Annotated in this window: 26 protein-coding genes; 7 read left to right on the top strand and 19 right to left on the bottom strand. The window is 68.3% G+C overall.

The features are described 5' to 3' along the window. Positions 1-10: 10 nt before the first annotated feature. Positions 11-1,522: a 5-carboxymethyl-2-hydroxymuconate semialdehyde dehydrogenase gene (gene hpaE / locus IQ782_RS10145; RefSeq protein ID WP_194134517.1), complete on the bottom strand. Its 1,512-nt coding sequence runs from the start codon at positions 1,520-1,522 to the stop codon at positions 11-13. Positions 1,523-1,536: 14 nt separating this feature from the next. Then, complete coding sequence (locus tag IQ782_RS10140; RefSeq protein WP_194134516.1) at positions 1,537-1,926, bottom strand: 5-carboxymethyl-2-hydroxymuconate isomerase; 390 nt, start codon at positions 1,924-1,926, stop codon at positions 1,537-1,539. Between the two features lie 94 nt (positions 1,927-2,020). Between IQ782_RS10140 and hpaR the strand changes: the two genes are divergently transcribed. Next, a complete protein-coding gene (gene hpaR / locus IQ782_RS10135; protein WP_338092563.1) occupies positions 2,021-2,473 on the top strand; it encodes a homoprotocatechuate degradation operon regulator HpaR in 453 nt (150 codons plus the stop codon). 69 nt (positions 2,474-2,542) lie between these two features. On the opposite strand, the gene IQ782_RS10130 is transcribed toward hpaR, so the two are convergent. The 4 genes from IQ782_RS10130 to IQ782_RS10115 all read right to left on the bottom strand — a co-directional run bounded on the left by IQ782_RS10130 (position 2,543) and on the right by IQ782_RS10115 (position 5,360). Next, positions 2,543-3,412: a VOC family protein gene (locus IQ782_RS10130; RefSeq protein WP_240989208.1), complete on the bottom strand. Its 870-nt coding sequence runs from the start codon at positions 3,410-3,412 to the stop codon at positions 2,543-2,545. A gap of 50 nt (positions 3,413-3,462) precedes the next feature. Continuing rightward, entirely contained in the window at positions 3,463-3,927 is a 465-nt protein-coding gene (locus IQ782_RS10125; protein ID WP_194134515.1) for a DoxX family protein, read from the bottom strand. Positions 3,928-4,010: 83 nt separating this feature from the next. Continuing rightward, complete coding sequence (locus tag IQ782_RS10120; RefSeq protein WP_194134514.1) at positions 4,011-4,316, bottom strand: hypothetical protein; 306 nt, start codon at positions 4,314-4,316, stop codon at positions 4,011-4,013. A gap of 111 nt (positions 4,317-4,427) precedes the next feature. Beyond that, on the bottom strand, positions 4,428-5,360 hold the full coding sequence (locus IQ782_RS10115; RefSeq protein WP_194134513.1) for a LysR family transcriptional regulator: 933 nt from the start codon (positions 5,358-5,360) through the stop codon (positions 4,428-4,430). A gap of 116 nt (positions 5,361-5,476) precedes the next feature. On the opposite strand from IQ782_RS10115, the gene IQ782_RS10110 reads away from it, so the two are divergent. The 5 genes from IQ782_RS10110 to IQ782_RS10090 all read left to right on the top strand — a co-directional run bounded on the left by IQ782_RS10110 (position 5,477) and on the right by IQ782_RS10090 (position 10,454). Beyond that, positions 5,477-6,616 carry a CaiB/BaiF CoA transferase family protein gene (locus IQ782_RS10110; protein WP_194134512.1) on the top strand — a complete coding sequence of 380 codons (1,140 nt, stop codon included), beginning with the start codon at positions 5,477-5,479 and terminating at the stop codon, positions 6,614-6,616. Beyond that, positions 6,613-7,569 (top strand): hydroxymethylglutaryl-CoA lyase, encoded by a 957-nt coding sequence (locus IQ782_RS10105; protein ID WP_194134511.1) that lies wholly within the window; start codon positions 6,613-6,615, stop codon positions 7,567-7,569. The genes IQ782_RS10110 and IQ782_RS10105 overlap by 4 nt, the downstream gene beginning before the upstream one ends. Positions 7,570-7,641: 72 nt before the next feature. Next, positions 7,642-8,640, top strand: coding sequence for a TRAP transporter substrate-binding protein DctP (dctP, locus tag IQ782_RS10100; protein ID WP_194134510.1), 999 nt, complete (start codon positions 7,642-7,644; stop codon positions 8,638-8,640). A gap of 3 nt (positions 8,641-8,643) precedes the next feature. Beyond that, entirely contained in the window at positions 8,644-9,174 is a 531-nt protein-coding gene (locus IQ782_RS10095) for a TRAP transporter small permease (RefSeq protein WP_194134509.1), read from the top strand. Further along, entirely contained in the window at positions 9,171-10,454 is a 1,284-nt protein-coding gene (locus IQ782_RS10090) for a TRAP transporter large permease (protein WP_194134508.1), read from the top strand. The genes IQ782_RS10095 and IQ782_RS10090 overlap by 4 nt, the downstream gene beginning before the upstream one ends. A 357-nt stretch (positions 10,455-10,811) precedes the next feature. Here IQ782_RS10090 and IQ782_RS10085 read toward each other — a convergent pair whose 3' ends face one another. The 8 genes from IQ782_RS10085 to IQ782_RS10050 form a co-directional block, all read right to left on the bottom strand. Then, complete coding sequence (locus tag IQ782_RS10085) at positions 10,812-11,708, bottom strand: VOC family protein (protein WP_194134507.1); 897 nt, start codon at positions 11,706-11,708, stop codon at positions 10,812-10,814. 1 nt (position 11,709) lies between these two features. Then, positions 11,710-12,543, bottom strand: a complete 834-nt coding sequence (locus tag IQ782_RS10080) for a fumarylacetoacetate hydrolase family protein (protein ID WP_194134506.1) — start codon at positions 12,541-12,543, stop codon at positions 11,710-11,712. Positions 12,544-12,570: 27 nt separating this feature from the next. Continuing rightward, entirely contained in the window at positions 12,571-14,124 is a 1,554-nt protein-coding gene (locus IQ782_RS10075) for a bifunctional 3-(3-hydroxy-phenyl)propionate/3-hydroxycinnamic acid hydroxylase (protein WP_194134505.1), read from the bottom strand. A 52-nt stretch (positions 14,125-14,176) separates the two neighbouring features. Beyond that, positions 14,177-15,475: a TRAP transporter large permease gene (locus IQ782_RS10070; RefSeq protein ID WP_194134504.1), complete on the bottom strand. Its 1,299-nt coding sequence runs from the start codon at positions 15,473-15,475 to the stop codon at positions 14,177-14,179. Next, positions 15,472-15,972, bottom strand: a complete 501-nt coding sequence (locus IQ782_RS10065; protein WP_194134503.1) for a TRAP transporter small permease — start codon at positions 15,970-15,972, stop codon at positions 15,472-15,474. The genes IQ782_RS10070 and IQ782_RS10065 overlap by 4 nt, the downstream gene beginning before the upstream one ends. A 70-nt stretch (positions 15,973-16,042) precedes the next feature. Continuing rightward, positions 16,043-17,035: a TRAP transporter substrate-binding protein gene (locus IQ782_RS10060; RefSeq protein WP_194134502.1), complete on the bottom strand. Its 993-nt coding sequence runs from the start codon at positions 17,033-17,035 to the stop codon at positions 16,043-16,045. 53 nt (positions 17,036-17,088) lie between these two features. Then, positions 17,089-17,886, bottom strand: coding sequence for a glutathione S-transferase family protein (locus tag IQ782_RS10055; RefSeq protein ID WP_194134501.1), 798 nt, complete (start codon positions 17,884-17,886; stop codon positions 17,089-17,091). A gap of 21 nt (positions 17,887-17,907) precedes the next feature. After that, positions 17,908-18,753, bottom strand: coding sequence for a fumarylacetoacetate hydrolase family protein (locus tag IQ782_RS10050; RefSeq protein ID WP_194134500.1), 846 nt, complete (start codon positions 18,751-18,753; stop codon positions 17,908-17,910). Between the two features lie 150 nt (positions 18,754-18,903). On the opposite strand from IQ782_RS10050, the gene IQ782_RS10045 reads away from it, so the two are divergent. After that, positions 18,904-19,608 carry a GntR family transcriptional regulator gene (locus tag IQ782_RS10045; RefSeq protein WP_194134499.1) on the top strand — a complete coding sequence of 235 codons (705 nt, stop codon included), beginning with the start codon at positions 18,904-18,906 and terminating at the stop codon, positions 19,606-19,608. Between the two features lie 24 nt (positions 19,609-19,632). Here the strand turns inward: IQ782_RS10045 and IQ782_RS10040 are convergent, their stop codons facing one another. The 5 genes from IQ782_RS10040 to IQ782_RS10020 all read right to left on the bottom strand — a co-directional run bounded on the left by IQ782_RS10040 (position 19,633) and on the right by IQ782_RS10020 (position 24,532). Continuing rightward, the gene (locus IQ782_RS10040) at positions 19,633-20,586 is read right to left on the bottom strand and encodes an alpha/beta hydrolase (protein ID WP_194134498.1); all 954 of its coding nucleotides are present in this window, start codon (positions 20,584-20,586) and stop codon (positions 19,633-19,635) included. A 52-nt stretch (positions 20,587-20,638) separates the two neighbouring features. Further along, entirely contained in the window at positions 20,639-21,595 is a 957-nt protein-coding gene (locus IQ782_RS10035) for an alpha/beta hydrolase (protein ID WP_194134497.1), read from the bottom strand. Next, positions 21,592-22,608 carry a cupin domain-containing protein gene (locus IQ782_RS10030; RefSeq protein ID WP_194134496.1) on the bottom strand — a complete coding sequence of 339 codons (1,017 nt, stop codon included), beginning with the start codon at positions 22,606-22,608 and terminating at the stop codon, positions 21,592-21,594. Before IQ782_RS10030 ends, IQ782_RS10035 begins: the two co-directional genes overlap by 4 nt. A 135-nt stretch (positions 22,609-22,743) precedes the next feature. Beyond that, positions 22,744-23,640: a LysR family transcriptional regulator gene (locus IQ782_RS10025; protein ID WP_194134495.1), complete on the bottom strand. Its 897-nt coding sequence runs from the start codon at positions 23,638-23,640 to the stop codon at positions 22,744-22,746. Between the two features lie 130 nt (positions 23,641-23,770). Next, positions 23,771-24,532 carry a DUF4214 domain-containing protein gene (locus IQ782_RS10020; protein ID WP_338092566.1) on the bottom strand — a complete coding sequence of 254 codons (762 nt, stop codon included), beginning with the start codon at positions 24,530-24,532 and terminating at the stop codon, positions 23,771-23,773. Between the last annotated feature and the right edge of the window lie 76 nt (positions 24,533-24,608).

Here is a 24,608-nt window from a genome sequence, read left to right as displayed (position 1 = left end):
CGCGGCCTCCTCAGCCGCCAAGTTTCGGTATCCGATGCATCTGGCGCGGGAACGAGACGTTGACCGTTTCCATGTAGAACTCGAAGGACCAGTCGCCGCCGTCCCGCCCGATGCCCGAAGCCTTCACCCCGCCGAAGGGCGAGGGAAGGTGGCGGATGTTTTCCGAGTTCACCCAGATCATCCCTGCCTCGAGCGCGTCGGTCATCCGCATCGCCCGGTCGAGATCGCGGGTCCAGAGATAGGCCGCGAGCCCGTAGTCCACGTCGTTGGCGATGCGCGTCGCCTCCTCCTCGTCGCCGAAGGGAATGGCGGTCAGCACCGGGCCGAAGATCTCTTCCCGCGCGATGGCCATGTCGCTGGTCGCGCCGGTAAAGAGCGTCGGCCGCACGAAGCAGCCCGCCTCGCCGGTCTTGACGCCGCCCGCGGCGATGGTCGCGCCCTCGCGACGGGCGGTGTCGAAATAGGACAGCACCTTGCGCTCGTGCTCGGGGTGGATCAGCGGGCCGACCACGGTCTCGGGGTCGAGCGGGTGGCCGACCTTGATCCGCTCGGCCACCTCGGCGACGCGGGAGGTGACCTCGTCGTAGACCGTCTCCTGTACCAGCAGCCGCGAGGATGAGGTGCAGCGCTCGCCGTTCAGCGAGTAGATCATGAAGGTCGCGGCATCGACGGCGCGATCGAGGTCGGCGTCGTCGAAGACGATCACCGGGTTCTTGCCGCCCAGCTCGAAATGCACCCGTTTCAGCGTCGGCGCACCCTGCGCCATGATGAGGCTCCCGGTACGGCTTTCGCCAACGAAGGCGATGGCCTTGATGCCAGGGTGCTCGGTCAGCGCCTTGCCCGCCTCCTCGCCCAGCCCGTTGACGAGATTGAGAACGCCCGGGGGCAGACCCGCGTCTTCCGCGATCTCGACCAGCAGCTTGGCGGTCATCGGGCTGAATTCGGCGGGCTTGTGGACCACGGTGCAGCCCGCGGCGAGCGCCGGGGCGATCTTCCAGGTCGACAGCATGAAGGGCGTGTTCCAGGGCGTGATCACCCCCACCGGCCCGATCGGCCGGCGCGAGGTCACGTTGAGCTGCGTCGGGTTGCGCAGCGCCTGCCCGTCCTCGGCCGCCGGTGCCTGCTCGGCGAAGAAGCGGAAGTTCTCGGCCCCGCGCAGCGCCGCCTTGGACATGAAGCGCAGCGCCTGCCCGGTGTCCATGCTCTCGGTCAGGGCGATCTCGTCGGCGCGGGCCTCGATCGCGTCGGCCACGCGCAGCAGGATCCGGCGCCGCTCGGTACCGGGGGTGCGCCCCCAGCTCGCGAAGGCCTTGGATGCGGCGGCGACGGCGCGGTCGATGTCCTCGGCCCCGCCCTTCGCCACCTGCGCCAGCGGCGCAAGGTCCACGGGCGAGATCGTCTCGAAACTCGCGCCGCCCGCCGCGGGCACCGAGGCCCCCGCGATATGGTTCATCACCCCGTCCCGGCGGAACCGCTCGAGGACGGTCCGGGCGCGCGCGAGGTTTTCGGCAAAGGCACTCATCGGCTCATCCTTCCTCAGGCCTTGCCCGACAGGCGGGCGTGAATGGGGGTGTTCTTCCAGCTGAGCTCGGGGTCGATCTCGCGGATCTCCAGCGACAGCGCGAAATGCGGGCTGGCGAGCGGTCCGGCCAGCGCGGCCTCGGCGGCGGCCATGATCGCGGCCCCTGCCCTGGCCAGCAGCTGCCGCGGCCGCCCCGCCCCCACCATGAGGGTGAGCGCGGCGAAATCATTCTCGGGCAGCCCGTCCGCGACGATCCAGTGATCCGCCCGGAAGGCGCGGATGCGGATACCCGCCAGCGGAAAGATCCCGGTCTCCATCATCGCCCGGTGCAGGCTGTCGCAGAGCGCGCCGAGATCGGCGCGGCGCTCGAGCCCGGGCGAGTATTCAAGTCGCAGATGCGGCATGGCTCTCCTCCATATCGTTTAACATGTTAATTAATGAATTGCTTGTCAATCAGATATTAAACATGTGAAGTAAATCCACCTTGGAGGGCCTCCCGTGACCGAAAGAAAAGACCTCGCCGAAACGCGGCGCAGCCTGCCCATGTCGCTGCTGCGCACGCGGGAACTGGTGATGGAGCGATTCCGCCCGATGCTGGGCGCCCATGGCGTGACCGAGCAGCAATGGCGGGTCATCCGGGTGCTTGACGAGCGCGGCACGACCGATGCGTCGACTCTCTCGGAAGGGGCGGCGTTGCTGCCGCAGTCGCTGACGCGCATCCTGCGCGGGCTCGACGAGCGCGGCTTCGTGGCGATGACCCGAGACCCGAACGACGGCCGGCGCCAGCAGATCAGCCTGACCGATGCCGGCGCGGCGCTGGTGACCGCGGTCGCGCCGGAGAGCGCCGGGATCTACGCCCGGCTCGAGGCCGAGATCGGCGCGCGGCGGATCGAGAAGCTGCTCGACGATCTCGAGGAAATCTGCGCCGCGCTCCAGCCGCGGGCCGAATGACCGGCCTCGCCTGGCGCAGGGTCGGGCGTGCGGCAGGCAGGGCCAACCCGCCCGCCGCAATGGAAAAAGTCAGATAACCCGGATCACGGTGCCCCAGTCGTCGGTGAATTCCGCCGGGGCCGCCGGGGTGCTCCGCCGCAGCTCGACGAAATCGAGCCCGGTTGTCTGCGCCGAGCGCCGCCCTGCCCCGGCCGAGACCCATTCGTTCACCGCGACGTGGTGGTGATAGCGCCCGGTCGACAGGAACACCGCCCCGTCGCGCCGCCGCACCTCGTCGAAGCCGAGCCGCTCCTGCCACCAGCTCGCGGCGGCGGAAGCATTGCCCACCTTGAGGTGCACGTGGCCGATCATCGTGCCCGCGGGCGCGCCGGTCCAGCGCGCGGGGGCCGTGCCAGCGGCCGCCACCACGGCCTGCGCGTCGAAGGGCACCGAGGCCATCTCGACCCTGCCGTCGGTCCAGCGCCAGTCCTGCTGCGGCCGGTCCGCGTAGAGCTCCACCCCGTTGCCCTCGGGGTCGGTCATGTAGATCGCCTCGCTGACAAGGTGGTCCGCCGCCCCGTCGACGCCGAGGTCGCGCTCCACCGCCTGCAGCACCCAGCGCCCGAGGTCGGCGCGCGTCGGCAGCAGGAAGGCGGTGTGGTAGAGCCCGGCTTCGCGCGCGCCCGCGCGCCGCAGGCCCGCGATCTCGGTGATGCTGAGCAGCGGCGCCTCCGCGCCGAGCCGGATCGTGCTGCCCGCCCTGTCGATCTCGCGCAGGCCGAGGGTCTGCACGTACCAGGCCGCCAGCCGCTCGGCGTCGCGCGCCCGGAGGCCCACCGCCCCGACATGGATCGGCGCCGCGCGCGGCAGGGTGTTGCGCAAGGTTTCCGCGCCGCCGAGGCCGGGCAGGCCAAGCGCCGAGGCCGCCATGGCCGTGCCGAAAAAGGACCGTCTGTTCATCTCTGTCTCCTGCTGCGGGCAGCCGGAGGTCCGGCCGCCCGCTCTCCCTTTCAGAGCTGCTTGCCCAAGCGCGCGTCGAGCGACAGCCGCCCGCCGCCATGCGCCACAAAGAAGAAGGTGACCGCCGACCAGATCAGCGACAGCTCGGCACCGGAGTAGCCCTGCTCCTTCAGGATCCAGTGGAAGTAGACGGTGACCAGCAGCACCACCGTCGTGCCCGCCGCCGCGAGCCGGGTCAGCAGGCCCAGCACCAGCAGCAGCCCGCCGCCGAACTCGGTGACCGAGAGCGCCACGGACCAGAGCCAGCCGGGGTGGAAGCCCATGCCTTCGACCATGCCGGTCGCGCCGAGCGGGTTGGTGATTTTCGGCCAGCCATGCACCATGAGCGCGAGGCCGCAGATCACCCGCAGCCATGTCACCGCCAGCGGCGAGAGCGCCGCGTAGAGCGGGGCGAGTTTCGGGAATATAAGGGATTGGTCCGGCGTCTGCCGGGGATCAAGAGACGTCTGTGTCATGTCGGATCTTTCCTGATGACGCAGCGATGCTGCGCCCTGAATGGGGGTGCGGCGCCACGCGCCGCGTCGAAAGGTTCAGGGGATCAGGATCTTGGCGGGGGCTTGAGCGGCAGCGGCTCGCTGCCACGCACGGCGGCGCTGTCGTTGGGCAGGAGGTCGCCGGACACCGGCAGCTCGAGCGCCGGAAGCGACGCCTCGGGCAGCAGGACGCAGCTGGTGCATTTCCCGCCGGGCAGTTGCTGCGCGCCGAAGCCGAGCGGCATCTCGCAGACGTCGAGGGCGGTGATGGAGCCCGCGCAACCCCCGGACGCCGCCTGAGCGGGGGTCGAGGGGAAGATCAGAAAGAGGTGCGCCAGCACGAGCGTGACGGCAAGTATCCTGCGGAGCATGACCGGGTCCAGTTGCTGGCCCAGACCTAGGCCAGCCGCACGCCGCGCACAAGCGCCTTCGCCAGTGGATCACACGCGCCGGCCGCAGCGGGCGGACCGCCGCCTGCGCATTCAGTCCGTGATCAGCTGCGCCCCGAGCCAGCGCCCCTCGGTGACCGAGGCGACGATCTGGCCACGGATGGTCTCGAACATGATCTCGCGCAGGGGGGTCGGGCGGGCGTCGAGCGGCACCACCCAGTAGAGCGTGCGGCGCGGGCTCGGGTCGCGGATCGGCCGCGCCACCAGCCGGCCCGCCGCGAGATCGTCGCTGACGAGTACCTTGGGTGCCAGCGTGCAGGCCAGCCCCTCCTTCATCGCGCCGAGCGTCGCCGCCACCGAGGCCAGCTGGATCCGCGCCGAGGCCTCGAGGAAGGCGAACTCCGCCGGACGGTCGTTCAGCGCCCGTGACAGGTAGCCGCTCTGCAGGATCGCCAGCGGCAGTTCGGCGATGTCCTTCAGCCGGATCGGATCGGAGGAGACCCCGAGGATGTCCGGGTGCCCGATGCAGAAGACCTCCTCCTCGAGCAGCGCGATGCGCTCGGTCTGGCTGTCGACCGGAGGGTTGAAGATCAGCCCGGCCTCGATCTCGCCCCGCTGCACCGCCTGGAAGCCGACGCCCGAAAGCACCTCGCGCAGCAGCAGCTTCACCCGCGGCATCTCGCCCATCACCCGGCGCATGAGCGGACCGCCGATCACCGAGATCACCGAGAAGGGCATGCCGATGCTGATCGCGCCGGAGACCTCGGCCTGCCCGGTGCGCACATCCTCGGCCGCGGTCTCGAAGGCCGCGAGGATGGCGCGCGCATGGGTCTCGAGCTTCAGCCCCGCCGCGGTAGGCTCCATGCCGCGCGGGCGGCGGGTGAAGAGCGGCGTGCCGAGCTCCGCCTCAAGCGCCGCAACATGCTGCGAGATCGCCGAGGCGGCGACGTGGCAATGGTCCGCCGCGTGCGAAAGGTTGCGGAAATCGCACACCGCCACGAAGTACCGAAGCTGTCTTGAATCCATGGATGCCTCCGCCCTGCGTTCTGTATTTCAGAAGGCATCTTTCGGAACAATATAATTTTCCGACGGGAGCCACCCTGACATACATTTCCTGCGAGCAGTTCTGGGAGGAGAGCGCGATGACCGAGAAACCCCTCGACGGGATACGTGTGGTCGAGATGAGCCACATGGTCATGGGCCCCTCGACCGGCATGTTCCTCGGCTTCCTCGGCGCCGAGGTGATCAAGGTCGAGCCGCCGCAGGGCGACAAGACGCGCAACCTGACCGGCATGGGCGCGGGCTTCTTCCCGACGTTCAACCGCGGCAAGAAGTCGGTCACCCTCGACGTGAAGGACCCCGCCGACCTTGCCCGGCTGCACGGGCTCATCGCCACGGCGGATGTCTTCGTCGAGAACTTCCGCGACGAAACCCTCGCCAGGATGGGCCTTGCGCCCGACCAGCTGCGCGCCGCCTGCCCCTCGCTGATCGTCGCCTCGTGCAAGGGGTTCCTCAAGGGCCCCTACGAGCACCGCGCCGCGATGGACGAGGTGGTGCAGATGATGACGGGCATGGCCTACATGACCGGCCCGACCGGCCGGCCGCTGCGCATCGGCTCTTCGGCCAACGACATCATGGGCGGGCTTTTCACCGCCTATGGCGTGCTGGCGGCACTGATCCAGCGCGGCAAGACCGGCAGCGGCAGCGCCGTGCGCGCCGGACTCTTCGAAAACTGCCTGCTGCTCGTCGCCCAGCACATGGTGCAGTTCGACATCGAGGGCACCGAGGCGCCGCCGCTGCCCGAGCGGGTGTTCTCCTGGCCCGTCTACGACCTGTTTCCCACCTCGGACGGGCGGCAGATCTTCGTCGGCGCCGCCACCGACGGGCAATGGGAGAAACTGTGCAAGGGGCTCGGGCTCGAGCATCTGTTCGACGATCCGCGGCTGCAGAACCGCCCCGACCAGATCGCCGCGCGCGACTGGACGCTGCCGCAGGTCGCCGCGAAGATCGCCGCCCGGCCCTTCGCCGAAATGGTTCGGATCATGGAGGAGAACGACCTGCTCTTCGCCCCGGTCTCGCGCCCGGCCGAGATGTACGACGACCCGCATGTGAACCGCCCCGGCGGGCTCTTCACCTCGCAGTACGCCGACCGGAAGGATTTCCGCGCGCCATCGCTGCCGGTGCAGATCGACGGCGCGCCGGTGGTGTCACGCTCGGTCGACGTGCCGGGCATCGGCCAGCACAACGCCGAGATCCTCGGCGCGCTGGAGGCCGCCCGATGAGCGCCGACGTGCTGAGCGCCTACCCCGCGTCGCAGCTCGCCATCCGCGAGGTCGGCCTGCGCGACGGGCTGCAGATGACCGCGCGCTGGCCCTCGACGCCGAAGAAGCTCGAATGGGTGGACCGCGAGGCGGCTGCAGGCGTTCGGTATTTCGAGGTCGGCTCGTTCCTGCCGGCGGACAAGGTGCCCCGCTTCGCCGACGTGCGCGAAGTGATCGCCGGAGTGAGCCGCCATCCGGGCGCCCACGGCATCGCGCTCGCGCTTAACCAGCGCGGGGCCACAGATGCACTGGCGACCGGCGTGCAGGAGATCACCTTGGTGATATCGGCCAGCGAAGCGCACAACGCGGCCAACGTCCGGCGCACCCAGGAACAGAGCCTTGCCGAGATCGCCAATGTCGTGCGGCTGCGCGACGAGGCCGGATCGGCGACGATCATCAACGCGGGCATCGCCATGGCCTTCGGTTGCTCGCTCTCGGGCGCGGTGCCTGAGGACGCGGTGCTGCGGATGATCGACCGCTGCCTCGAGGCGGGCGTCGACATGGTCGGCGTCGCTGACACTGTGGGCTACGCAGGTCCGCGGCAGGTCGCCAGCCTCTGCCGCCGGATCGCGGATCGACTCGGCCCGCTGCCCTACGTGCTGCACCTGCATGACACCCGCGGCACCGGCATCGCCAACGCGGCGGCGGCGCTCGACGCGGGCTGCCGCATCCTCGACGCCTCGCTCGCCGGGCTCGGCGGCTGCCCCTTCGCCCCCGGTGCCACCGGCAACGTGGTGATCGAGGACCTCGTGTTCCTCGCCGAGACCATGGGATTCAGCACCGGCATCGACCTCGGAAAGCTCGTCGCGCTGCGCGACATCCCCGCAGGCGAGATGCCGGGCGAGGCGCTTTTCGGTGCGCTGGCGAAGGCCGGGCCGCCGCGCGCGATGAGCTGGCAGGCCGCGCGCCCTTGACGGGCGGGCGGGATCTTCGGAAGCGGGGAAGGGAGCCCCGCGGAACAACGCATTAAAGGGAGGAGAACCACCATGGACTTCAAAGCGCTTGGCATCGCCGCGGCGATGGCGACCCTGACATCGACGGCGGCGTCCGCCGATCCCACCGCCATGCGGTGCAGCCACCAGCTGCCCCCCGCCCATTCCGTCGCCAAGGTGATCGACCGCTGGGCGGAGGAGGTCGAGACGCTGTCGAACGGCGAGATCGACGTGCAGGTCTTCGGGGCCGACAGCCTCGTCGGGGCGAACGAGAACATCCTCGCCGTTGCCAAGGGCGAGATCGAATGCGCCTTCTCGGTGCAGTTCCAGTGGGGCAAGACGCTGCCCATCATGACCGTGACCACCGCACCCTACGCCTTCTCCGACATGCGGATCTGGCGCAACTGGGACGGATCCGAGGCGGCGGGGTTCCTCGAGGAGAAGCTGCGCTCCAAGGGGGTCGAGAACGTCGTCTGGCTGTTCCAGACCAATTCCTCGGTCTTCACCTCGAAGGGCAAGCCGCTGGCCGGGCCCGAGGATTTCAAGGGCATGAAGATCCGCGGCCTCTCGCCGGCCTTCGACGCGGGACTTGCCGCACTTGGTGCCGCGCCCTCGGCGATGCCGGGCTCCGAGGTCTACCAGGCGCTGGCAACCGGTGTGCTGGACGGCGCTCTGACCGGCGCAGATGCGGCACTCTCGCGCAAGTACTACGAGGTCCAGGACCAGTTCGTGGTGAGCCCGGTGATCTCGGTCTATTTCCACGGCTATCTCAACCCGAAGTTCTACCAGGGCCTGTCCGACACCGCCAAGGCGGCGCTCGACAAGGCCGGCCACGAGGCGGCGCTCTGGGCCGTCGAGGCGGGCGAGGCCGCGCAGCAGGCCGCACCGGCCGAGCTCGAGGCCAAGGGCGTCGCGGTCCGGACCGCGACGGAAGAGGAGAATGCCGCGATGGAGGCGCTGATGCGCCCGGCCTTCGACGAGAAGTTCGGCACCGAGGATCCGGACAGCGCCAAGCTGCTCGAGCTGGTCGAGCAGCTGAAGTCCGGCGCCTGAGCGATGAGCCGCACGCAGGACGACACGGGGGCGGCCGGAACCGCCCCCCTCACCGAACGCGCGCTGACGCCCCTCGTCCGGCTGGGCGCGGCGCTCAGCACCGCGCTCATCCTGGCAACGCTGGCGCTGACCACCTTCTCGGCCCTGATGCGCTACGCCTTTGACCGGCCCCCGGTCTGGGTCGATGCGCTGAACGGCTTCCTGCTGGTCGCCATCGTTGCCTTCGGCGTGGCCGAGGCCTACCGGCGCAACGATCACATCTCGATCGACATTCTGACCCATGCCCTGCGTGGGAAGGCCCGCACAATGGCCGCAATCTTCAGTGATCTCTGCGTGCTCGCTTTCTGCGGCGTGCTCGGGATCAGCACCTGGGAGTCGATCGAGTTCGCCCGGATGTTCGGCGCCTACACCTCGGGCGCCATCGAGATCGAAAGCTGGATCCCGCAGGTGCCGCTGCTCTGCGGCGCCGTGCTGCTCGGCGCCTACGCTTTCGCGCGTTTGCTGGGGCATCTTTTCGGGAAAGGCCGGACATGACGGCGCTGCTGATCTTCACCGGGCTCATCCTGCTGCTGCTGACAGGGATCCCGATCTTCGCGGCGCTCGGCCTCACCGCCACCGTCATCCTGCTGATCTTCGAAGGCGGCATCGGATCGGTCGCCGACACGGTCTTTGCCCATCTCAACAAGCCGATCCTGACCACGGTGCCGCTCTTCGTCTTCATGGCGCAGGTGATGATCCGGGCGAAGGTCATCGACGACCTCTACGCCATGGCACACACGCTGATCGGCCACATCCGCGGCGGGCTCGGAATGGCCACGGTCATGGCCTGCACGATCTTCGCCTCGATCTCGGGCTCGTCGGTCGCCACCGCCCTCTCCGTCGGCTCGAGCGCGATCCCGCAGATGGAACGCTACGGCTACCCGCGCCAGAGCGCGCTCGGCATCGTCGCGGCGGGCGGCACGCTCGGCATCCTGATCCCGCCCTCGGGACCGATGATCCTCTACGCCATCGTCTCGGAGGCGTCGATCGGCGCGCTGTTCCTCGCCGGGATCATCCCGGGGCTGCTGCTCGCGCTGCTCTTCTGCATCTACTCGATCCTCGCGGCCACGCTGCGCGGCGACGACAGCCCGCGTTTTGCCGGGATCCCGCTGATCCTCGCCGCGATCCGCCGCTCGATCTGGGCCATCCTCGCGCCGCCGGTGGTGATGGGCGGCATTTACCTCGGCATCTTCACCGCCGCCGAGGCCGCCGCCGCCGGATCGGTCTACGCGCTGGCCGTCGCCGTGCTGGTCTACCGCAACTTCGGGCTGCGCGATCTCTGGGACTGCGCCTATGCCTCGATGCGCACCTCGATGATGGTCTTCATGATCATCGCCGGGGCGGCCATGTTCGGCCATGCGATCACCATCATCCGCCTGCCGGTCGGGGTCACCGAGATGGTCGCCCACCTCGGCCTCGGCCGGCTCGGCTTCATCCTCGTGGTCATGGCGATGATCTTCGTGATGGGCATGTTCTTCGAGAGCATCGCGATCATCCTCATCACCACGCCGATCCTGCTTCCGACCATGGCAGCGCTGCACATCGACCTCGTCTGGTACGGCGTGCTGCTGATGATCAACCTCGAGCTGGCGATGATCACCCCGCCGGTCGGCATGAACCTCTTCGTGATCAAGGGGATCACCCCTGCCCCGCTGTCCGAGATCGTACGCGGCGCCTTCCCCTATGTGCTGATCATGATCCTGGGCTTGGCACTGCTGATCGCAATGCCCGGGCTCGCGACCTGGCTGCCTTACTCCGCCGGGTTCGGGCAATGAGCCGGCCTCCCAGGCGGGTGTCCGGCCTGGGAGGCAAACGTCACTGCCGGAAGTCCGTGCTGGCGGTCAGCCCGGACCAGAGGCACATCTCCTGATTGTCGGCATCAGCGCGGGCATCGGGACCCAGCCGCACCCGCAGCGCAGGCTGTACTGCCTCGGCGATGGCAAGGAGCGCCGCCGCCGCGCGGGCGGGATTGCCTGTCGATGCCGCTTCGCAGGCCCTCCAACCGTTGATTGTTGATCGCTTGATGCTTGGCGAAACCTTTCAGCCCATCGGCTGCCCTACGCCGGAATTTTTTCCGAAAGCGCCAAATTAGGTAAAAAGCATCTCGCTGCTTCCGCGCCGGTCGATACCGATCACAGGAAGGCCACAGCGAGCTGGGCCGACTTGCAGGCATCTGTCTTCGGTGGGGCGATGCCCCATTGATCGCTGCGGCCCGCGGGCCAGGTCCAGTCCTCGGGCCCTCCGGGGCGATAGCTGTCGTCCACCTGAAGCACCTCGGCGGTGTGCTCGACCACCATGCCGAAAGGGTCGACGAAATAGAGAAACACGTTGTCACCGGGACCATGTCGTCCGGGACCCCAGCCGATGCCGAAACCCGCATCGCACATCCGACCCGAGGCCCTCATCACCGATTCCCAGTCGGGGTGGTTGAAGGCAACGTGGTTCAGCGTATCGACCCCGGCTATCGCCAGCACCACCGCGTGGTGATCGGAGTTGGTACACAGGAAACCCATCATCTTCGAGCGGTCGGAGAGGCGAAAGCCGAGGCCCTGCTCGAAAAACGCAATGTCCGCAGCAAGATCGCGGGTGTTGATGTTCACATGGGCCAGCCTGTCGGGCATCGCGCCGTCCCCGTCCCCGAGGCGGCTGGCGCGCGCATCGCCCTGCACGACGCGGTAGCGCCGCCCCGACGGGTCCCGCAGGGCAAACCCCGTGCCCCCGCCAAGATCGACCAGCGCGCCGATGTCGCCTTCGGCCGTGCCGCCCGCCGCAATCATCTGCGCCCGCAGCGCCGCAAGATCAGTGCCCTCGGCGGCGCGGAAGGTGACCGACAGCACGCCCACCGTCGCGCCCCGTGTCAGACGCAGCACATAGGGGTCGGTGCCGCTGGCTCGCAGCCAGACCTGCGTGGCATCTCGCGCCGCCTCACGCAGGCCCCAGACCTGCGTGTAGAACTCGGCGGCGGCAGCGAGGTCGGGCGTCGCGATCTCGACGCTGCGCAGGCCGGTCAGCGGAAAACCCGATCCCATCTCAGGCCTCCGCGACGATCTTGCTGACCAGCGAGCCGACGCCGTCGATGCGCACCTCGATCTCGTCCCCCGGCTTCATCCACACCGGCGGGGTACGTTTCGAGCCGACACCGCCCGGAGTGCCGGTGGCGATCACGTCACCCGGCGCGAGCGGAGTGAACTGCGAGACATAGGCCAGGATCACCGGGATCGGGAAGATCATGTGCGACACCGGGGCCTCCTGCATCACCTCGCCGTTGAGCACCGAGCGCACCACCACGGCACGCAGGTCGGCGATTTCGTCCGGCGTCACCAGCTCGGGGCCGAACGGCGCGGTGCCTGGAAAGTTCTTGCCGGGGATGAATTGCCGCGTGTGCCATTGCCAGTCCCGCACCGAGGCGTCGTTGAAGCAGGCAAAACCCGCGACATGGCTCATCGCTTCGGCCTCTGGGATATTGCGTCCCCCCTGGCCTATGATGATCGCAAGCTCGGCCTCGTAGTCGAGATCCCCCGAGACGGAGGGGCGGATCACCGGATCATCGGCGGCAACCAGCGTGTCGGCAAAGCGGGTGAAAATCGAGGGGTGCGCCACCTCGGCGCGTCCTGTCTCCTTGCGGTGGCTTTCGTAGTTGTGACCAACGCAGAGAATTTTTCCCGGATTCGGGATAACCGGCAGGAGCTTGACCGAGGCGCGCGGCAACCGTGGTGCCGGGCCGTCGAGAGCCAGTGCGCCCGCTGCGATCGCCGCGCGCAGATCGGCAGGCGCGCCGGGCAGCGCGCCGAGGTCGGCGACCTCTGCTCCCTCGACGCGACCCCAGGACGCGCGGCCTTCGTGTTCAAAGCTGATGAAACGCATATTGGATGTCCTTCCCTGTCCTTGCCGTCACGACGCGGCGCGCTGCGCCGCCACGGGGTCCTTCAAGCCGATTGCCCGCGCGATACGGGCAATCTCAGCGCTCATTTGCGGCGCGCCGGTCGCAACAGCCGCGGTATAGAAGTCGGGGCGGAGCAACACGTGCGCGACGGCTCGCGCGTCGAACCAGGCCGCGAGATGGCCCTCTGGATCCGCGATGTCGCTGCCGAGGACGAACCGCTTGCCCTCGAGGCGCGACAGGCCCGCACCGGCTTCGGCCGACAGCCCCTCGTCGTCCCGCGAGAGCAGCACCCAGCCGCCTCCGGTTACCGAGTCGAGCAGCCCGCCGTCCGCGCGCGCCACGGGGTTGATGAAGCGCTCGCCAGCGCCGGCACCGACAATGTCCGACACAATCGGCGCAATGAGCTCGGCCGCCGTGCGGATGCCGCGCTGCCCGCGGACCCGCGCGTCGCGCGCCGTCGCGGCCTCGGGGTCGAGCACGCAGATGTACTTGCCCGCCTCGATCGCCTTGCCGATCACGTGGCGGACCTGCGCGTCGCGTTCGAGCTGGTAGCTGTCGAGCAGCGACGGCTCCGCCGCACCCGCCACCACCAGCGCCAGCTTCCAGGCGAGGTTCGCGGCGTCGCGCATCCCGTGGCACATGCCCTGGCCGAAAAATGGCGGCGTCTGATGCGCGGCATCCCCGGCCAGCAACACCGGCCCGACGCGCCACTTCGAGGCGACCAGCCCGTGAAAGCGGTAGGTGGCGGCGCGGATGATCCGGTGCTCCGACCCCTTCACCCAGGGTGCGACCAGCGCGGCGACGGTCTCGGGGCGGGACATCTGCGCGTCCTCCTCGCCTGGCAGCAGCATGAACTCCCAGCGGCGGTGGTTGCCCCGGCCCGGTACGATGGTCGCCGGGCGCGCAGGATCGCACATCATCACCGACAGCCGCTGGAGGTTCGCCTCCTCGGCCACCCCGGTGAGCTTGGGGAAAGAGATCGGCCCGTCGACCTCGGCATCGACCACCAGCCAGGGCTCCTCAAAATCGAGGTCATCGAGCCCTACGCCGAGCGCCTTGCGCACCGTGCTGCGCGCACCGTCTGTGGCGAGCACCCAACGCGTGGCGATCTGCTCGCCCCCGGCCAGCATCACATGCGCATGCGCCCCTTGCGGCTCGAGCCCGGTCACCTCGCAGCCAAGGCGCAATGTTACGTTCGGATAGCGCGACAGGCCCGCGCGCAGTACCTCTTCCAGCTCGGGCTGGTAGAAGAAATAATCGTTGGCATAGCCGAAGGGCCGGGGCTGCCCCGCCGCGCTGAGGTAGCGGATCACGCCGTGATCGGCACCGATGTGCAGATGCCCGTCGGCCGCCAGCAGCCGGTGCTCGAGCGGTGCCAGAAGCTCCGCATCCGCCAGAAGTCGCAGCATCTCGTGGTCGACATGCACCGCCCGCGGCAGAGCATAGGGCGCGGCGTCACGGTCGAGCACCAGCACCCGCAGACCGGCGCGGCCCAGCAGGTTCGCGGCGAAGGCGCCGATGGGGCCGCAGCCGACGATGGTCACATCCCACTCAGGGCTCATCTCTGGTCCTCCAGATCGTTCGGGAATTGGGCGGCGCGGCTGCGGGGCGACATCAGTAGAGCACCCCCGGCAACCAGAGCGCGAGCTGCGGCACTGCAAAGAGCAGCGCCACCAACAGCACCGGCGCGATCAGGAACGGCAGGATGCCACGATAGAGCGTGCCCATGGAAAGCGCCGCGCTCTGCGCCTTGATGATGAAGAGGTTCATCCCCACCGGCGGGGTGATCAGCCCGAGTTCGACCAGCACCGCCACCAGCACGCCGAACCAGATCGGATCGAAGCCGAAGCCGGTGACCACCGGCAGGAAGACCGGAACGGTGATCAGCACCATGCCGATGCCTTCGAGAAAGCAGCCCATGACGATGTAGAGCAGGACGATCAGCGCCATGACCAGCGCCGGCGACAGCTCTGCCGTCTGCGCAAGCGCCAGCAGCCTCTCGGGCAGCCGCGTCTGCACCACGAAATTGGCGAACATGGTTGCGCCGATGATGATCATGAAGAGCGCGCAGGAAATGATCACCGTCGCCTGCACCGCGCGGATGAAGCCCTGGGCACTCAGCGTGCGGCGCAGGAAGCCGATGACCACGGCACCGAAGGCGCCGACCGAGGCGGCCTCGTTGGGGCTGAAAATCCCCACGTAGATGCCGCCGATGGAGACGAGGAACAGCAGCATGAACTGCCAGGGCCGGAGCAGCGCCCGGAAACGCTCGGCCAGAGAGACCCTCTCGGCCCCCGGCGGCGGCCCGGCGCGACCCGCGAGCAGCACCGAGACCATGACGTAGAGCAGCATCAGCACGATGCCGGGGATCAGCGAGGCGGCGAAGAGCCGGGCCACCGAGGCCTCGGCGATCGAGCCATAGATCACCAGGATGATCGACGGAGGGATGAGGATGCCGAGCGAGCCGCCGGCGGCGACCGAGGCGGCGGCGTAGCCGTCCTCGTAGCCCGCCTTCTGCATCTCGGGCAGGGCGATGCGGGTCATGCTGGCGGCGGTGGCCACCGACGAGCCGCAGATTGCCCCGAAGGCCCCCGAGGCCGCGATCGAGGCGATCGAGAGCCCGCCGCGCACCCCTGCGGTAAACACCCGCGCCGCGCCGAATAGCTCGGCGGACATGCGCGAGCTTGATGCGACCTCGCCCATCAGCACGAAGAGCGGGATCACCGAGAGCCCGTAGCCCGAGGCGGTGTCGAAGGTGCCGGTCCCGGCGAGTAGCGCCGCAACAGACACATCGTTCAGCACCATGTTCCCGACGATGCCGACCAGCGCCAGTGCCAGCCATACGGGTTGCCGCAGGAACAGCAGCAAGAACATCGAGCCGATGCCGGTGAGGCCGAGGGCAAATGCGCTCATGACTTCGCCTCCTGCGCGGCAGACGCGGTGTCCGGTGCTGCCCGCCCTGCCCCGCGCAGGCGGCGCAGCGCCTCCCATACGGTGCCCGCCAGCCCGACAAAGGCCACGGCCCAGAGCGACCAGAGCGGTATCCCCAGTTCCAGCGAGCGGTCACCGTAGGTGTAGGCATCGCGTGCGGGGCCAAGCATCGCCCAGCCGAGAAACAGGAAGAAGCCCAGCGTGCCCAGCGAGGCGAGCAGCTTCAGCAGGCCGAGCACCGCCGCGGGAAGCAGCCCGTCGACGATGTCGATCAGGATCTCACCTTGCCGGGCGACGACCGGCGCCATGCCGAAGAACACCATGACCAGCAGGCCGAAGCTCACCACGTCATAGGCCCCACGCACGGGAATGTTGAAGACGAAGCGCAGCACCACGTCCGCCACCACGGTGAGCATCATCACGACGACCGCAAGGGCGGCGATGGCATGGAATATGCGGGTCAGGCGATCCGGGGGCATCGGGCTTTGTCCTGTGTCTGCATCTCGGGAAAAAGCGCGCCCGAACCCTTTCGGGTCCGGGCGCGGCGGCTCATTGCGTGTAGGCCGACAGGAATTCGCGACCCGGCTTGCCGGCGTCATCCACGCCCTTGACCATCGCCTCGACGATCGGCGAGACCTCGGCCCTCAGCGTGGCGAGCTGGTCGTCCGTGAGCGTCACGATCTCGACTCCGCCCGCGGACATGTAGCCGCGGCCCTCGGCCTCGCCCTCGTCGAGCATCTTGCCGAAGGCCTCGGCGCGGTCGGGGCCGGTGGTTTCCTCCACCAGCTTGCGCAGCTCGGGCGTGAGCCGGTCATAGGCCTTGTCACCCATGACCACCGCAAAGGCGGCCGCGGCGAAACCCGGCTCGACCGAATAGCCGAGCACCGGGGCCAGATCGAAAGACTTGGTCGCCTCGAAGGGGAAAGCGGTGCCGTCGACCACACCCTTGGCCAGCGCGTCTCCGGTCTCCGCGGGCTGCACCGGCACCGGCGACGCGCCGAGCGCCTCGATCAGCTGCTGCCAGATCGCCCCGGCGTAGCGGATGCGCAGGCCCTTGAAGACCGACAGATCCGAGGGATCGGCCGACTTCAGGTGCAGCTTCAGCGGCGGGGTGACCGCCATCCAAAGGATATGCGTGCCGGCGTGTTCCTCGGCGAGATACTCCGGCGCCAGCTCGGTCAGACGGCGCGAGGTGATCGCACTCTCGTTGCCCGCAGCCGGAGAGGTCAGCGGCAGCCCCGCCAGTTCGGCCATCGGGAAGCGTCCCGGCGTCGCGCCGCTCAGCACCACCGCAACATCGGCGGCCCCGGTGCGTGCCAGGTCAAACTGCCGCGGCGCCGGACCAAGCTGGCCCGAGGGGAACAGCTCGACGGTCAGCTCGCCGTTGCTCTTCTCGGCAAGCTCCTCGCCCCATTGCGTCAACATACGGTTGAACGCGTGGTTCGGCGGCAAGAAGGTCGAAACCTTAAGCGTTTCCGCATATGCGGCGGGGGCCAGCCCCAGCCCCAGCGCCATGGCGCAGAGCGATCCTTTGATCTTCATTGTCCTCACTCCCTGTTTGATCGTCATGATCCGCCGGACCCCTCCCGGTCCGGTCAGCGCAGGCCCTCCCACTGGCGCGCAAGCTCTGGCCAATGCGCCGAACCGCCCTGCCGCATCTTCTCGCGGCCCACCGGATCGGCAAAAGCCGCGATCCCCGCGGCGTAGCTTGGCCGCGCCTGCATCGCGGCCAGCCAGCGTGCGATGGCCGGAAACTCCTCCAGCCAGAGCCCGGCAAAGCCGAGCCTCTCTATCCGATCGACATAGGCGACCAGCGCGACATCCACCTTCGAAAAGGTCTCGCCCATCATCCAGCGCCGCTGCCCGAGCGCGAGTTGCATGTCTGCGAAGGTGCGGCGAAGCTGCCGCAGCGCCTGCTCGACAAACACCGCCGCGAGACCCTCTTCCAGCAGCGTCCGGCGTTTCATCCGGGCCACCGGATCGGGCATCCGTGCCATCATCTGCGCGATCTCGTCGGCTGTGCGGCTGGCGAGGATATTGGCCCGCATGGCGGTCGAGAAGGACAGCGTGTTGACCGCCGCATGGATGTCCAGCGTCCGCAGCAGCCAGTGCGCCGCGGTCACTTCGGGCTCGCGGCCCATGGGGGACAGCCGGCCGCCGCCCCTCTCGCGGTCGAGATGGTCGAGGATCAGGCTCGATTCCACCACCACCAGCCCGTCATCGACCAACGTCGGGACCACCGCGGCAGGGTTGAGCCGCAGGTAGTCGGGCGCATACTGGTCGCCCTTCTGCAAATCGAGAAGACGGCTCTCATAGCTCAGCCCAAGTTCTGCAAGCGCGACCCGGACCTTTTGCGAACAGACGCTGGTCGGGCCATGGTAAAGCGTCAGCATCTGCCCCCTCCCAACATGCGTTCAGTTTTCGATGACGATGGAATTGCGCAAAGTGGCAAGTCCTTCGATCTCGACCTCGACTTGATCGCCGGGGCGCATCCAGAGCGGCGGGTTGCGCTTGGCCCCCACCCCGCCGGGCGTGCCCGTGGCGATGACATCGCCGACCTCGAGCGCGGTGAATTCCGAGCAGTATTCGATGATCCGCCCGATATCGAAGATCAGGTCCGAGAACCGCGCCTCCTGAACGATCTCGCCGTTCAGCCGCGTGCGGATCGCCTGCGGGCCGATCTCGCCCATTTCGTCGGGCGTCATCATCCACGGGCCGAAAGCCCCGGTGCCGGGGAAGTTCTTGCCCGGTGTGAATTGATGCGTGTGGTACTGGTAGTCGCGGATGCTGGCGTCGTTGTAGCAGGCGTAACCGGCGATATGGCCCATTGCCGCGCCGCGCGGGATGTAGCGGCCGGGCTTGCCGATGATGATCGCCAGCTCCCCCTCGAAATCGAGGCTGCCCGACACTTTCGGCACGGGGATCGCGGCAAGGTGGCCGGTCTGGCTGTTGGCATAGCGGGCAAAGATCGTCGGATGCGCGACCTCGCTGCGGCCGGTTTCCTTGCGGTGAGTTTCATAGTTCAGGCCCACGCAAAGGATCTTCGGCGGATTCGGCAGCACCGGAAGCCACGTGACATCACCCAGCGGATAGACCTGCGCCCCGGCCCGCGCCTCGGCCACGCCGGCGAGCCCGTCCGCGATTGCCGCCCGAAGATCAGCATAGCGCGCCTTCAGCGCCGCACCGACATCGGCGAAGTCCCTCTCCGTCGCCATCCCCCATGTCTGCCGTCCGGCAATCTTCACCGTCGAAAGTTTCACGCCGCGCCTCCCGTCCCCTCGCAGCGCCCACGGAGGGCGCCCTTAACCTTAGGGCTAATATACAAATTTGGATTCTACAACTTAATTTATATTTTTTATTTCTCTGACACATAATGTATAGGTAAGCCAAGCGCCACACATGGGGACAGGATGGACCACGCCACGCCAGTCGGCACCAAGACGACGAGCCTTGCAGGATCGCTTCACGACCGCCTGCGCACGGACATTCTGACGGGCCGGCTCGAACCGGGGCTGAAGCTGCAAATGAAGCTGCTCACCGAGCGTTACGATGCCGGACAGACCCCGCTGCGCGAGGCGTTGAACCGGCTCTCGTCCGAGGGGCTGGTCGAAAGCCGGGTGCAGCGGGGCTTCTACGTCAAGCCGGTGCACCTCGACGAGCTTCGCGAACTCACCAAGACCCGCTGCTGGCTCGAGGCCGTGGCCCTGCGCGAGTCGATCGCCAATGCATCCTCCGATTGGGACGAGCAGCTGATCATCGCCCATCACCGCCTGACGCGCACGCCGCGCTCGCTCGATCCCGAGCGGTTCGAGGACAACCCCGAATGGGAACGGCTGCACCGTGATTTCCACAAGGCGCTGATCTCGCGTTGCGGTTCGACGCCGCTGCTGGAGTTCTGCGAGCAACTCGCAGACCGGCTCTACCGCTACCGGATGCTGTCGATCCGCAAGGTCTTCTCCACGCGGCCGGTGAAGGACGAACACGCCGAAATCCTCCAGTTCGTGCTCGACCGTGACAGCGAGAAGGCAACCGAGGCGCTGACACGCCACTACGAGCGCACCGCCAACGCCGTCCTGAAGGATCTCGGCAGCGAGGAGCCGCGGGAAGAGAGCTGAGCCCGTTCCCGCGGCCATCCGGCGCTAACCGTCCTGCCCGGCGAGCAGCGCCCGCAGCGCCACGAAACCCAGCAGGTCGCGGCCGAAGCTGTCGTCGGCCGTGCCGAAATGGCTGACGATCGAAATGTGATTGTGCCCCGGCGCAGAGGCGATCAGCGGCAGTCGACCGTCGCGCTCGGCCAGCGCCTCGATCAGCCGGCGGGTCTGGTCGCTGATCACAGCGGGCTCGTTCTGGGCATAGGCCACCAGCACCGGGATCTCGCGGCCCGCGACGGCCTCGACCACCGATTGCGCCGCCCGGTCGCCCTCGGCACCGTAATAGAGCAGGTCACGCTCGGGATCGAGCGCACGCGCCCGCAGGTCGACCACGGGGGGCGAGATCAGCACCGCGCCGATCACCCCGTCTTCTTCCGCCTGAAGCTCTTCGCGGAAAACGTAGTCGGCCACGTGCATCGCCCCGGCGGAATCGCCGATCACCACCACTTTCGATGGATCGCCGCCGTGCGCCGCGGCATGGTCGGCAATCCAGCCGAGCGCCGAGGCCACATCCTCGGCACCCGCAGGCCAACGCGCATCGGGGGCGAGCCGGTAGTTCATCGTCACGGCAACCACTCCGTGCCGGGCGAACCAGCGGGCCATGTTGACGATGTCTCCCTTGTCGCCGCGCACGAAGCCGCCGCCATGGACCAGCAGCACGACCGGCTGGCCCGTGGCTCCCTCGGCCACGCGCAGGTCCAACAGGTGGCGCCGATCTGATCCGTAGGCAGCGTCGCTCACCACGTCGAGCCCGGCATCGTCCTCACTCGCAAGCATCTGCCCGTAAAGTTTCATGGTGCCGCCGACCATCTCGCGCGACAGCTCCTGCCCCAGTTCCTGCAATGCCATGAGCGCATCCGGCGTGTCGGCGATCTGCGCCGACACCGGAAGCGCGGACATGGCGGCGAACATCAGCGCCGTCAGCGAACCTCTGGTTTTCATGTGTGGTCTCCTCCCGTCTTGGCGTCCTTTCTCCGGGCGCCGGTGTGACCGCTCAGCGGCCGATCGCATGATCAAGAAACGCCCGGATCGTCGCCCAGACCTCTGCCCGGCAGCGCGCCGTGCGCGTGCCGCCGTTCGCGCGGCTGGTCCAGCGCGTCATCTCGCGCGGGCCGGTGGCGTCCAGATCCGTGCGGTTGAGGAAGCCGTGCCCAAGCCCCTCGACGCAGATCAGCTCGGCATCGGCCCCCACCGCGTCCAGCGCCTCGAACAGTTCCCGGCTCTGCGCGAATGGGATCGCGCTGTCGAAGCTGCCATGCAGGATCAGGAAGGGCGGCGCATCCGGCCGCGCCCGTGCCGACGGGTCGGCCGCGGCGGCGCGTTCCGGCAGCGCATCGACCGTGCCACCGAGAAACAGGCATTCCAGCGCCTCGGGGTCGTTCATCGCGCGCGGCGGCGGCAGATGCGCGGATTCCGGATCGCTGCCGGGCAGCGCCTCGGGATCGCGCTGGCGATCGAGCCGCGCAAAATTCACCGGACCGTAGCCGTCGATCACCGCCGCCACATGCGAGGACACACCCGGCCACTCGTCCGAGATGAACGCCTCCGGTGCCAGTCCCGCCAGGCTGGCAAGGTGCCCGCCGGCAGAGGATCCAAGAAGCGCGATCCTCTGGGGGTCGATCGCATAGTCCGCCGCATGGCTGCGCAGCCAGCGCACGGCGGCGGCCGTGTCGATCACCGCCGCGGGAAAGATCGCCTCGGAACTCAGCCGGTAGTCGATGGAGACCATCGCATAGCCGCTCTCGGCAAAGTGGCGCGAGAGATCCGGGGCCAACCGCCGGTCTCCGAAGCGCCAGCCGCCGCCATGAAGAAAGATCACCGCGGGGTGCGGACCCTCGCCCGAAGGCAGGTAGACATCCGCCAGCCTGGGGCGTCCTCCGGCGCGTGAATAGACCTGGTCGGCGCGCAGGCCGACACCGGGCCGGAGCGGCGGAAGCTCTGCCCGGCTCATGCCTCGGCATCCGCGGGACGGCCCAGGGGCACGATATCGAGCGTGTCGAGCCTCGCCAGGACGCGGTCGAAGCGGAACGGCGCCGGCTCCTGGGGATAGACGGTCGTCTCGGTCGGATCGCCGAGCGTGTAGAAGAATTCCTCGAAGACACCGGGCACCAGCCAGCCGATGATCTTGGTATAGGGCTCGAGGAACTGGAAAGCGTGCGGCGTGCCACGCGGCACGAACAGGAAATCTCCCGGTGCCAGCTCAAGTTCTTCGTCGCCCGCGCGCATGCGGATGCGCCCGGCGGCGCAGAAGAAGGTCTCGTCGTGCGCCAGGTGCTTGTGCGGCGGGATCATCGTTCCCTGCGGACCCTCGGTCAGCAGCGTAAGAAACCGCCCGTCGCTCTGCGCCTTGCCGCCCGCGAAGGTGAAGAGCTGATCCGCCACCGCCAGATGCACGCCGCAACCCGCCTCGAGCGCATAGGGCACTGTCTCGCGCGGAAGCTCGCGCCGAGGTGCCTGCTGCGTCAGCTCCTCGGGCAAGGCGCCGAGGATCTCGGTGTCGCACATCGCGGCGTCGGCACCGGTCAGATCGGCCCAGCTGCCGGGGTTTCGATCGGGCTGGACATACCCCTCGTAGGGGCGCCCCAGCTTCTCCGGCAGGCGGCCGGCCTCGGCACCGCTATGAAACACCATCGCCCGGTTGCGCAGCCGCATCATGCGCAGGCCGTAGTCGGTACCGGGCGGGATCGAGGCATAGTCCCCACCGACAAGCCGCCAGCAGAGACCCATCATGTAGAGCTCGATCTCGCCCTCCAGAACCTGAAAGGCGACATGGGAGGCGGCATGACGCAGCATCGGTAGCCCCGCCTCGCGCCCGCCGGTCAGCATCGACAGCGAGAACGCCCCGCCGGTTTCGGCAGCGCCCGCGTAGGCCGAAGCGACCATGCCGCCCAGAAGATGACGCGGCCCCATCCCGGCACGGATGCCGTAGGGGACCCTCTTCGTAGGGAGTTCGTTGAACCGCATGTCGTGTCCTTCCGTTTCGGCAATCCGCTCTTGTGGACTGCAGTTATCCGGCAGAACCGCCTTAAGCGGAAATTGATTGTTTGATCGAAGCCGTATCAGTCTTGTGAATAGTGGCGCCGGGCTTCATGCCGCCTCTCAGGCCAGATCCCGCATCAGCTCACGCAGCCAGTGCAGGCCCGCATCGCCGTCCGCATGCCGTCCCCATTGCAGGACAAGCCGGTTGGCCGGAATGTCGAACGGCAAGGGGCGCACGGCCAGCGGCAGGACCTCTGCAAACTGCTGCGCGGTGCGTTCCGGCAGGGTTCCGAGCCGCTCGGTCGCCAGCACGTGCCAGGGAACGGCGGCATGGCCCGAAACGGTGACACTGCCGGAAAGCTGGCCGTGCAGCTGTTCGATCAGGATGCGGTCGATCGGCGTCTTGCGGTCGGGGCCGAGTTGCAGCAGCACGTGGTCGGCGGCCACATAGGCCTCGGGCGTGAGCGGCCGCGCGGCGATTTCGGCCTCGCGCCAGCAGATGACCGAGAACGCCTCGTCGTAAAGCGGAGCGCGCGGATGGTCGCCGGCGGCATATTGCAGCGGGATGGCCAGAAGGTCGATCTCGCCCCGGTCGAGCCGAGCCTGCGGGTTGTCACCCAGCGGGCGCACCACCAGCGTGACCTTCGGGGCGCGCCGGCGCAGATCGCGACTGACCGCCGCCAGCAGACCCAGCGACACGGCCTCGGCGGCCATGATGGTGATCTGCCTGTCCTGCGCCGCAGGGTCGAAATCGCCCGGAACCAGAACCCGTGCCTCGATTTGCCGAAGCACGGCAGCAACCTCGCCATGCAGTCGCCGTCCGCGATCGGTAGGCACCATTTGCCGACCGACCCGAACAAGCAGGTCCTCGCCGAAATGCGCGCGCAGACGGGCCAGCGCGTTGCTGGTCGCCGCCTGGCTGAGGTTGAGCCGCCGGGCCGCGGCGCTCACGCTGCCTTCGTCCAGCAAAACCTCCAGCGCCACAAGCAGGTTCAGATCAAGACCGCGAAACCGCATGCGCCCGCCCCCATGTCTTGGCCGAACGAAAGCGGCCGTGTTTCAGCGACGCTATCGCGGTGCGGCAGAAGAGAAAAGCTGCGGCGATGCGTGTGCGTCAGCGGCCCGACCCTGGCCCGCGCCGCGAGGCTCAGAGCAGGAAGGCGGTGTCGGCAAGGGTCTTCAGACCGCTGATGGCGAAGACCACGCTCACGTCGCCATCCGAGAAGACGGTGTCGGGGCCGACCTCACTGAACTGCGCGGGCGCCGCGACGGCATTCCCATAACCGAACCCGCGCAGGTCGATCGTGTCCCACGGATCGATCCGCAAGACCCGGTCCCGACCCGCCTGTGCCGCATCGAACACGAAGCGATCCGCCCGGAAACTGCCCAGAAGCAAATCCTCACCAGCACCGCCCGCCAGCGTGTCGCCCTCGAAGTCGCGCATGAAAGCCCGGAACGGCGCGGCGGTCTTCTGGGTGAACTCCCGGCTCTGCGCGAAGCCCTCCACCACCTCGGCACGGCTCATGCCGTTCCCGAGCCGACCGGCCCAGGCGTTCAGGCCGGGCCTATCCGGGGCGCGCTCCAGCACATTGTGATAGAGCAGCGTGACGAAAGCGCGGTCGTCGAGCGCACCAAAGGTCTTCTGGAATCCCGCCGATCGGACAAAGCCGGGAAGGATGGCCCGAAGAGACTGGCCCGCGTCGAGACGGGCGGTCCAGCTGGTGAACCCCGCGCTGTCGGGCGGACGGCCCAGCGTCGCGCTGTAGAGCCGGTAGACCTGCGCCCCGGTCGCACCGGACGCATGGGGAAGGCTCTCGCCGATCAGCACGTCATCGCCCGCCTCCCCGACCAGCCAGTCGCGCCCCTCTGCCCCAAGCAGCGTATCCCTGCCGTCCGCGACGAAGAAGATGTTGCCCGCCGCGTTGCCGGCGACGAGATCATCACCGCCGCTGCCGGTGATCTGCTCGTCTCCCCTGAAGCTCCCC

The organism is Salipiger mangrovisoli, assembly GCF_015223355.1.
Taxonomy (GTDB): Bacteria; Pseudomonadota; Alphaproteobacteria; order Rhodobacterales; family Rhodobacteraceae; genus Salipiger; species Salipiger mangrovisoli.
Note: the sequence above shows the minus strand (reverse complement) of the source record. Positions and strands in the feature narration are given on the sequence as shown.

What these genes read in the sequence shown, in the direction of transcription:
- IQ782_RS10040 (WP_194134498.1), bottom strand. Translation starts at nt 20,586, where the DNA reads ATGAAAACCAGAGGTTCGCTGACGGCGCTGATGTTCGCCGCCATGTCC.
- IQ782_RS10130 (WP_240989208.1), bottom strand. Translation starts at nt 3,412, where the DNA reads ATGAACAGACGGTCCTTTTTCGGCACGGCCATGGCGGCCTCGGCGCTT.
- IQ782_RS10030 (WP_194134496.1), bottom strand. Translation starts at nt 22,608, where the DNA reads ATGCGGTTCAACGAACTCCCTACGAAGAGGGTCCCCTACGGCATCCGT.
- IQ782_RS10105 (WP_194134511.1), top strand. Translation starts at nt 6,613, where the DNA reads ATGAGCGCCGACGTGCTGAGCGCCTACCCCGCGTCGCAGCTCGCCATC.
- IQ782_RS10115 (WP_194134513.1), bottom strand. Translation starts at nt 5,360, where the DNA reads ATGGATTCAAGACAGCTTCGGTACTTCGTGGCGGTGTGCGATTTCCGC.
- IQ782_RS10070 (WP_194134504.1), bottom strand. Translation starts at nt 15,475, where the DNA reads ATGAGCGCATTTGCCCTCGGCCTCACCGGCATCGGCTCGATGTTCTTG.
- IQ782_RS10140 (WP_194134516.1), bottom strand. Translation starts at nt 1,926, where the DNA reads ATGCCGCATCTGCGACTTGAATACTCGCCCGGGCTCGAGCGCCGCGCC.
- IQ782_RS10025 (WP_194134495.1), bottom strand. Translation starts at nt 23,640, where the DNA reads ATGCGGTTTCGCGGTCTTGATCTGAACCTGCTTGTGGCGCTGGAGGTT.
- IQ782_RS10125 (WP_194134515.1), bottom strand. Translation starts at nt 3,927, where the DNA reads ATGACACAGACGTCTCTTGATCCCCGGCAGACGCCGGACCAATCCCTT.
- dctP (WP_194134510.1), top strand. Translation starts at nt 7,642, where the DNA reads ATGGACTTCAAAGCGCTTGGCATCGCCGCGGCGATGGCGACCCTGACA.
- IQ782_RS10045 (WP_194134499.1), top strand. Translation starts at nt 18,904, where the DNA reads ATGGACCACGCCACGCCAGTCGGCACCAAGACGACGAGCCTTGCAGGA.
- IQ782_RS10060 (WP_194134502.1), bottom strand. Translation starts at nt 17,035, where the DNA reads ATGAAGATCAAAGGATCGCTCTGCGCCATGGCGCTGGGGCTGGGGCTG.
- IQ782_RS10075 (WP_194134505.1), bottom strand. Translation starts at nt 14,124, where the DNA reads ATGAGCCCTGAGTGGGATGTGACCATCGTCGGCTGCGGCCCCATCGGC.
- IQ782_RS10120 (WP_194134514.1), bottom strand. Translation starts at nt 4,316, where the DNA reads ATGCTCCGCAGGATACTTGCCGTCACGCTCGTGCTGGCGCACCTCTTT.
- IQ782_RS10080 (WP_194134506.1), bottom strand. Translation starts at nt 12,543, where the DNA reads ATGCGTTTCATCAGCTTTGAACACGAAGGCCGCGCGTCCTGGGGTCGC.
- IQ782_RS10110 (WP_194134512.1), top strand. Translation starts at nt 5,477, where the DNA reads ATGACCGAGAAACCCCTCGACGGGATACGTGTGGTCGAGATGAGCCAC.
- hpaE (WP_194134517.1), bottom strand. Translation starts at nt 1,522, where the DNA reads ATGAGTGCCTTTGCCGAAAACCTCGCGCGCGCCCGGACCGTCCTCGAG.
- IQ782_RS10090 (WP_194134508.1), top strand. Translation starts at nt 9,171, where the DNA reads ATGACGGCGCTGCTGATCTTCACCGGGCTCATCCTGCTGCTGCTGACA.
- IQ782_RS10095 (WP_194134509.1), top strand. Translation starts at nt 8,644, where the DNA reads ATGAGCCGCACGCAGGACGACACGGGGGCGGCCGGAACCGCCCCCCTC.
- IQ782_RS10035 (WP_194134497.1), bottom strand. Translation starts at nt 21,595, where the DNA reads ATGAGCCGGGCAGAGCTTCCGCCGCTCCGGCCCGGTGTCGGCCTGCGC.
- IQ782_RS10085 (WP_194134507.1), bottom strand. Translation starts at nt 11,708, where the DNA reads ATGGGATCGGGTTTTCCGCTGACCGGCCTGCGCAGCGTCGAGATCGCG.
- IQ782_RS10055 (WP_194134501.1), bottom strand. Translation starts at nt 17,886, where the DNA reads ATGCTGACGCTTTACCATGGCCCGACCAGCGTCTGTTCGCAAAAGGTC.
- IQ782_RS10065 (WP_194134503.1), bottom strand. Translation starts at nt 15,972, where the DNA reads ATGCCCCCGGATCGCCTGACCCGCATATTCCATGCCATCGCCGCCCTT.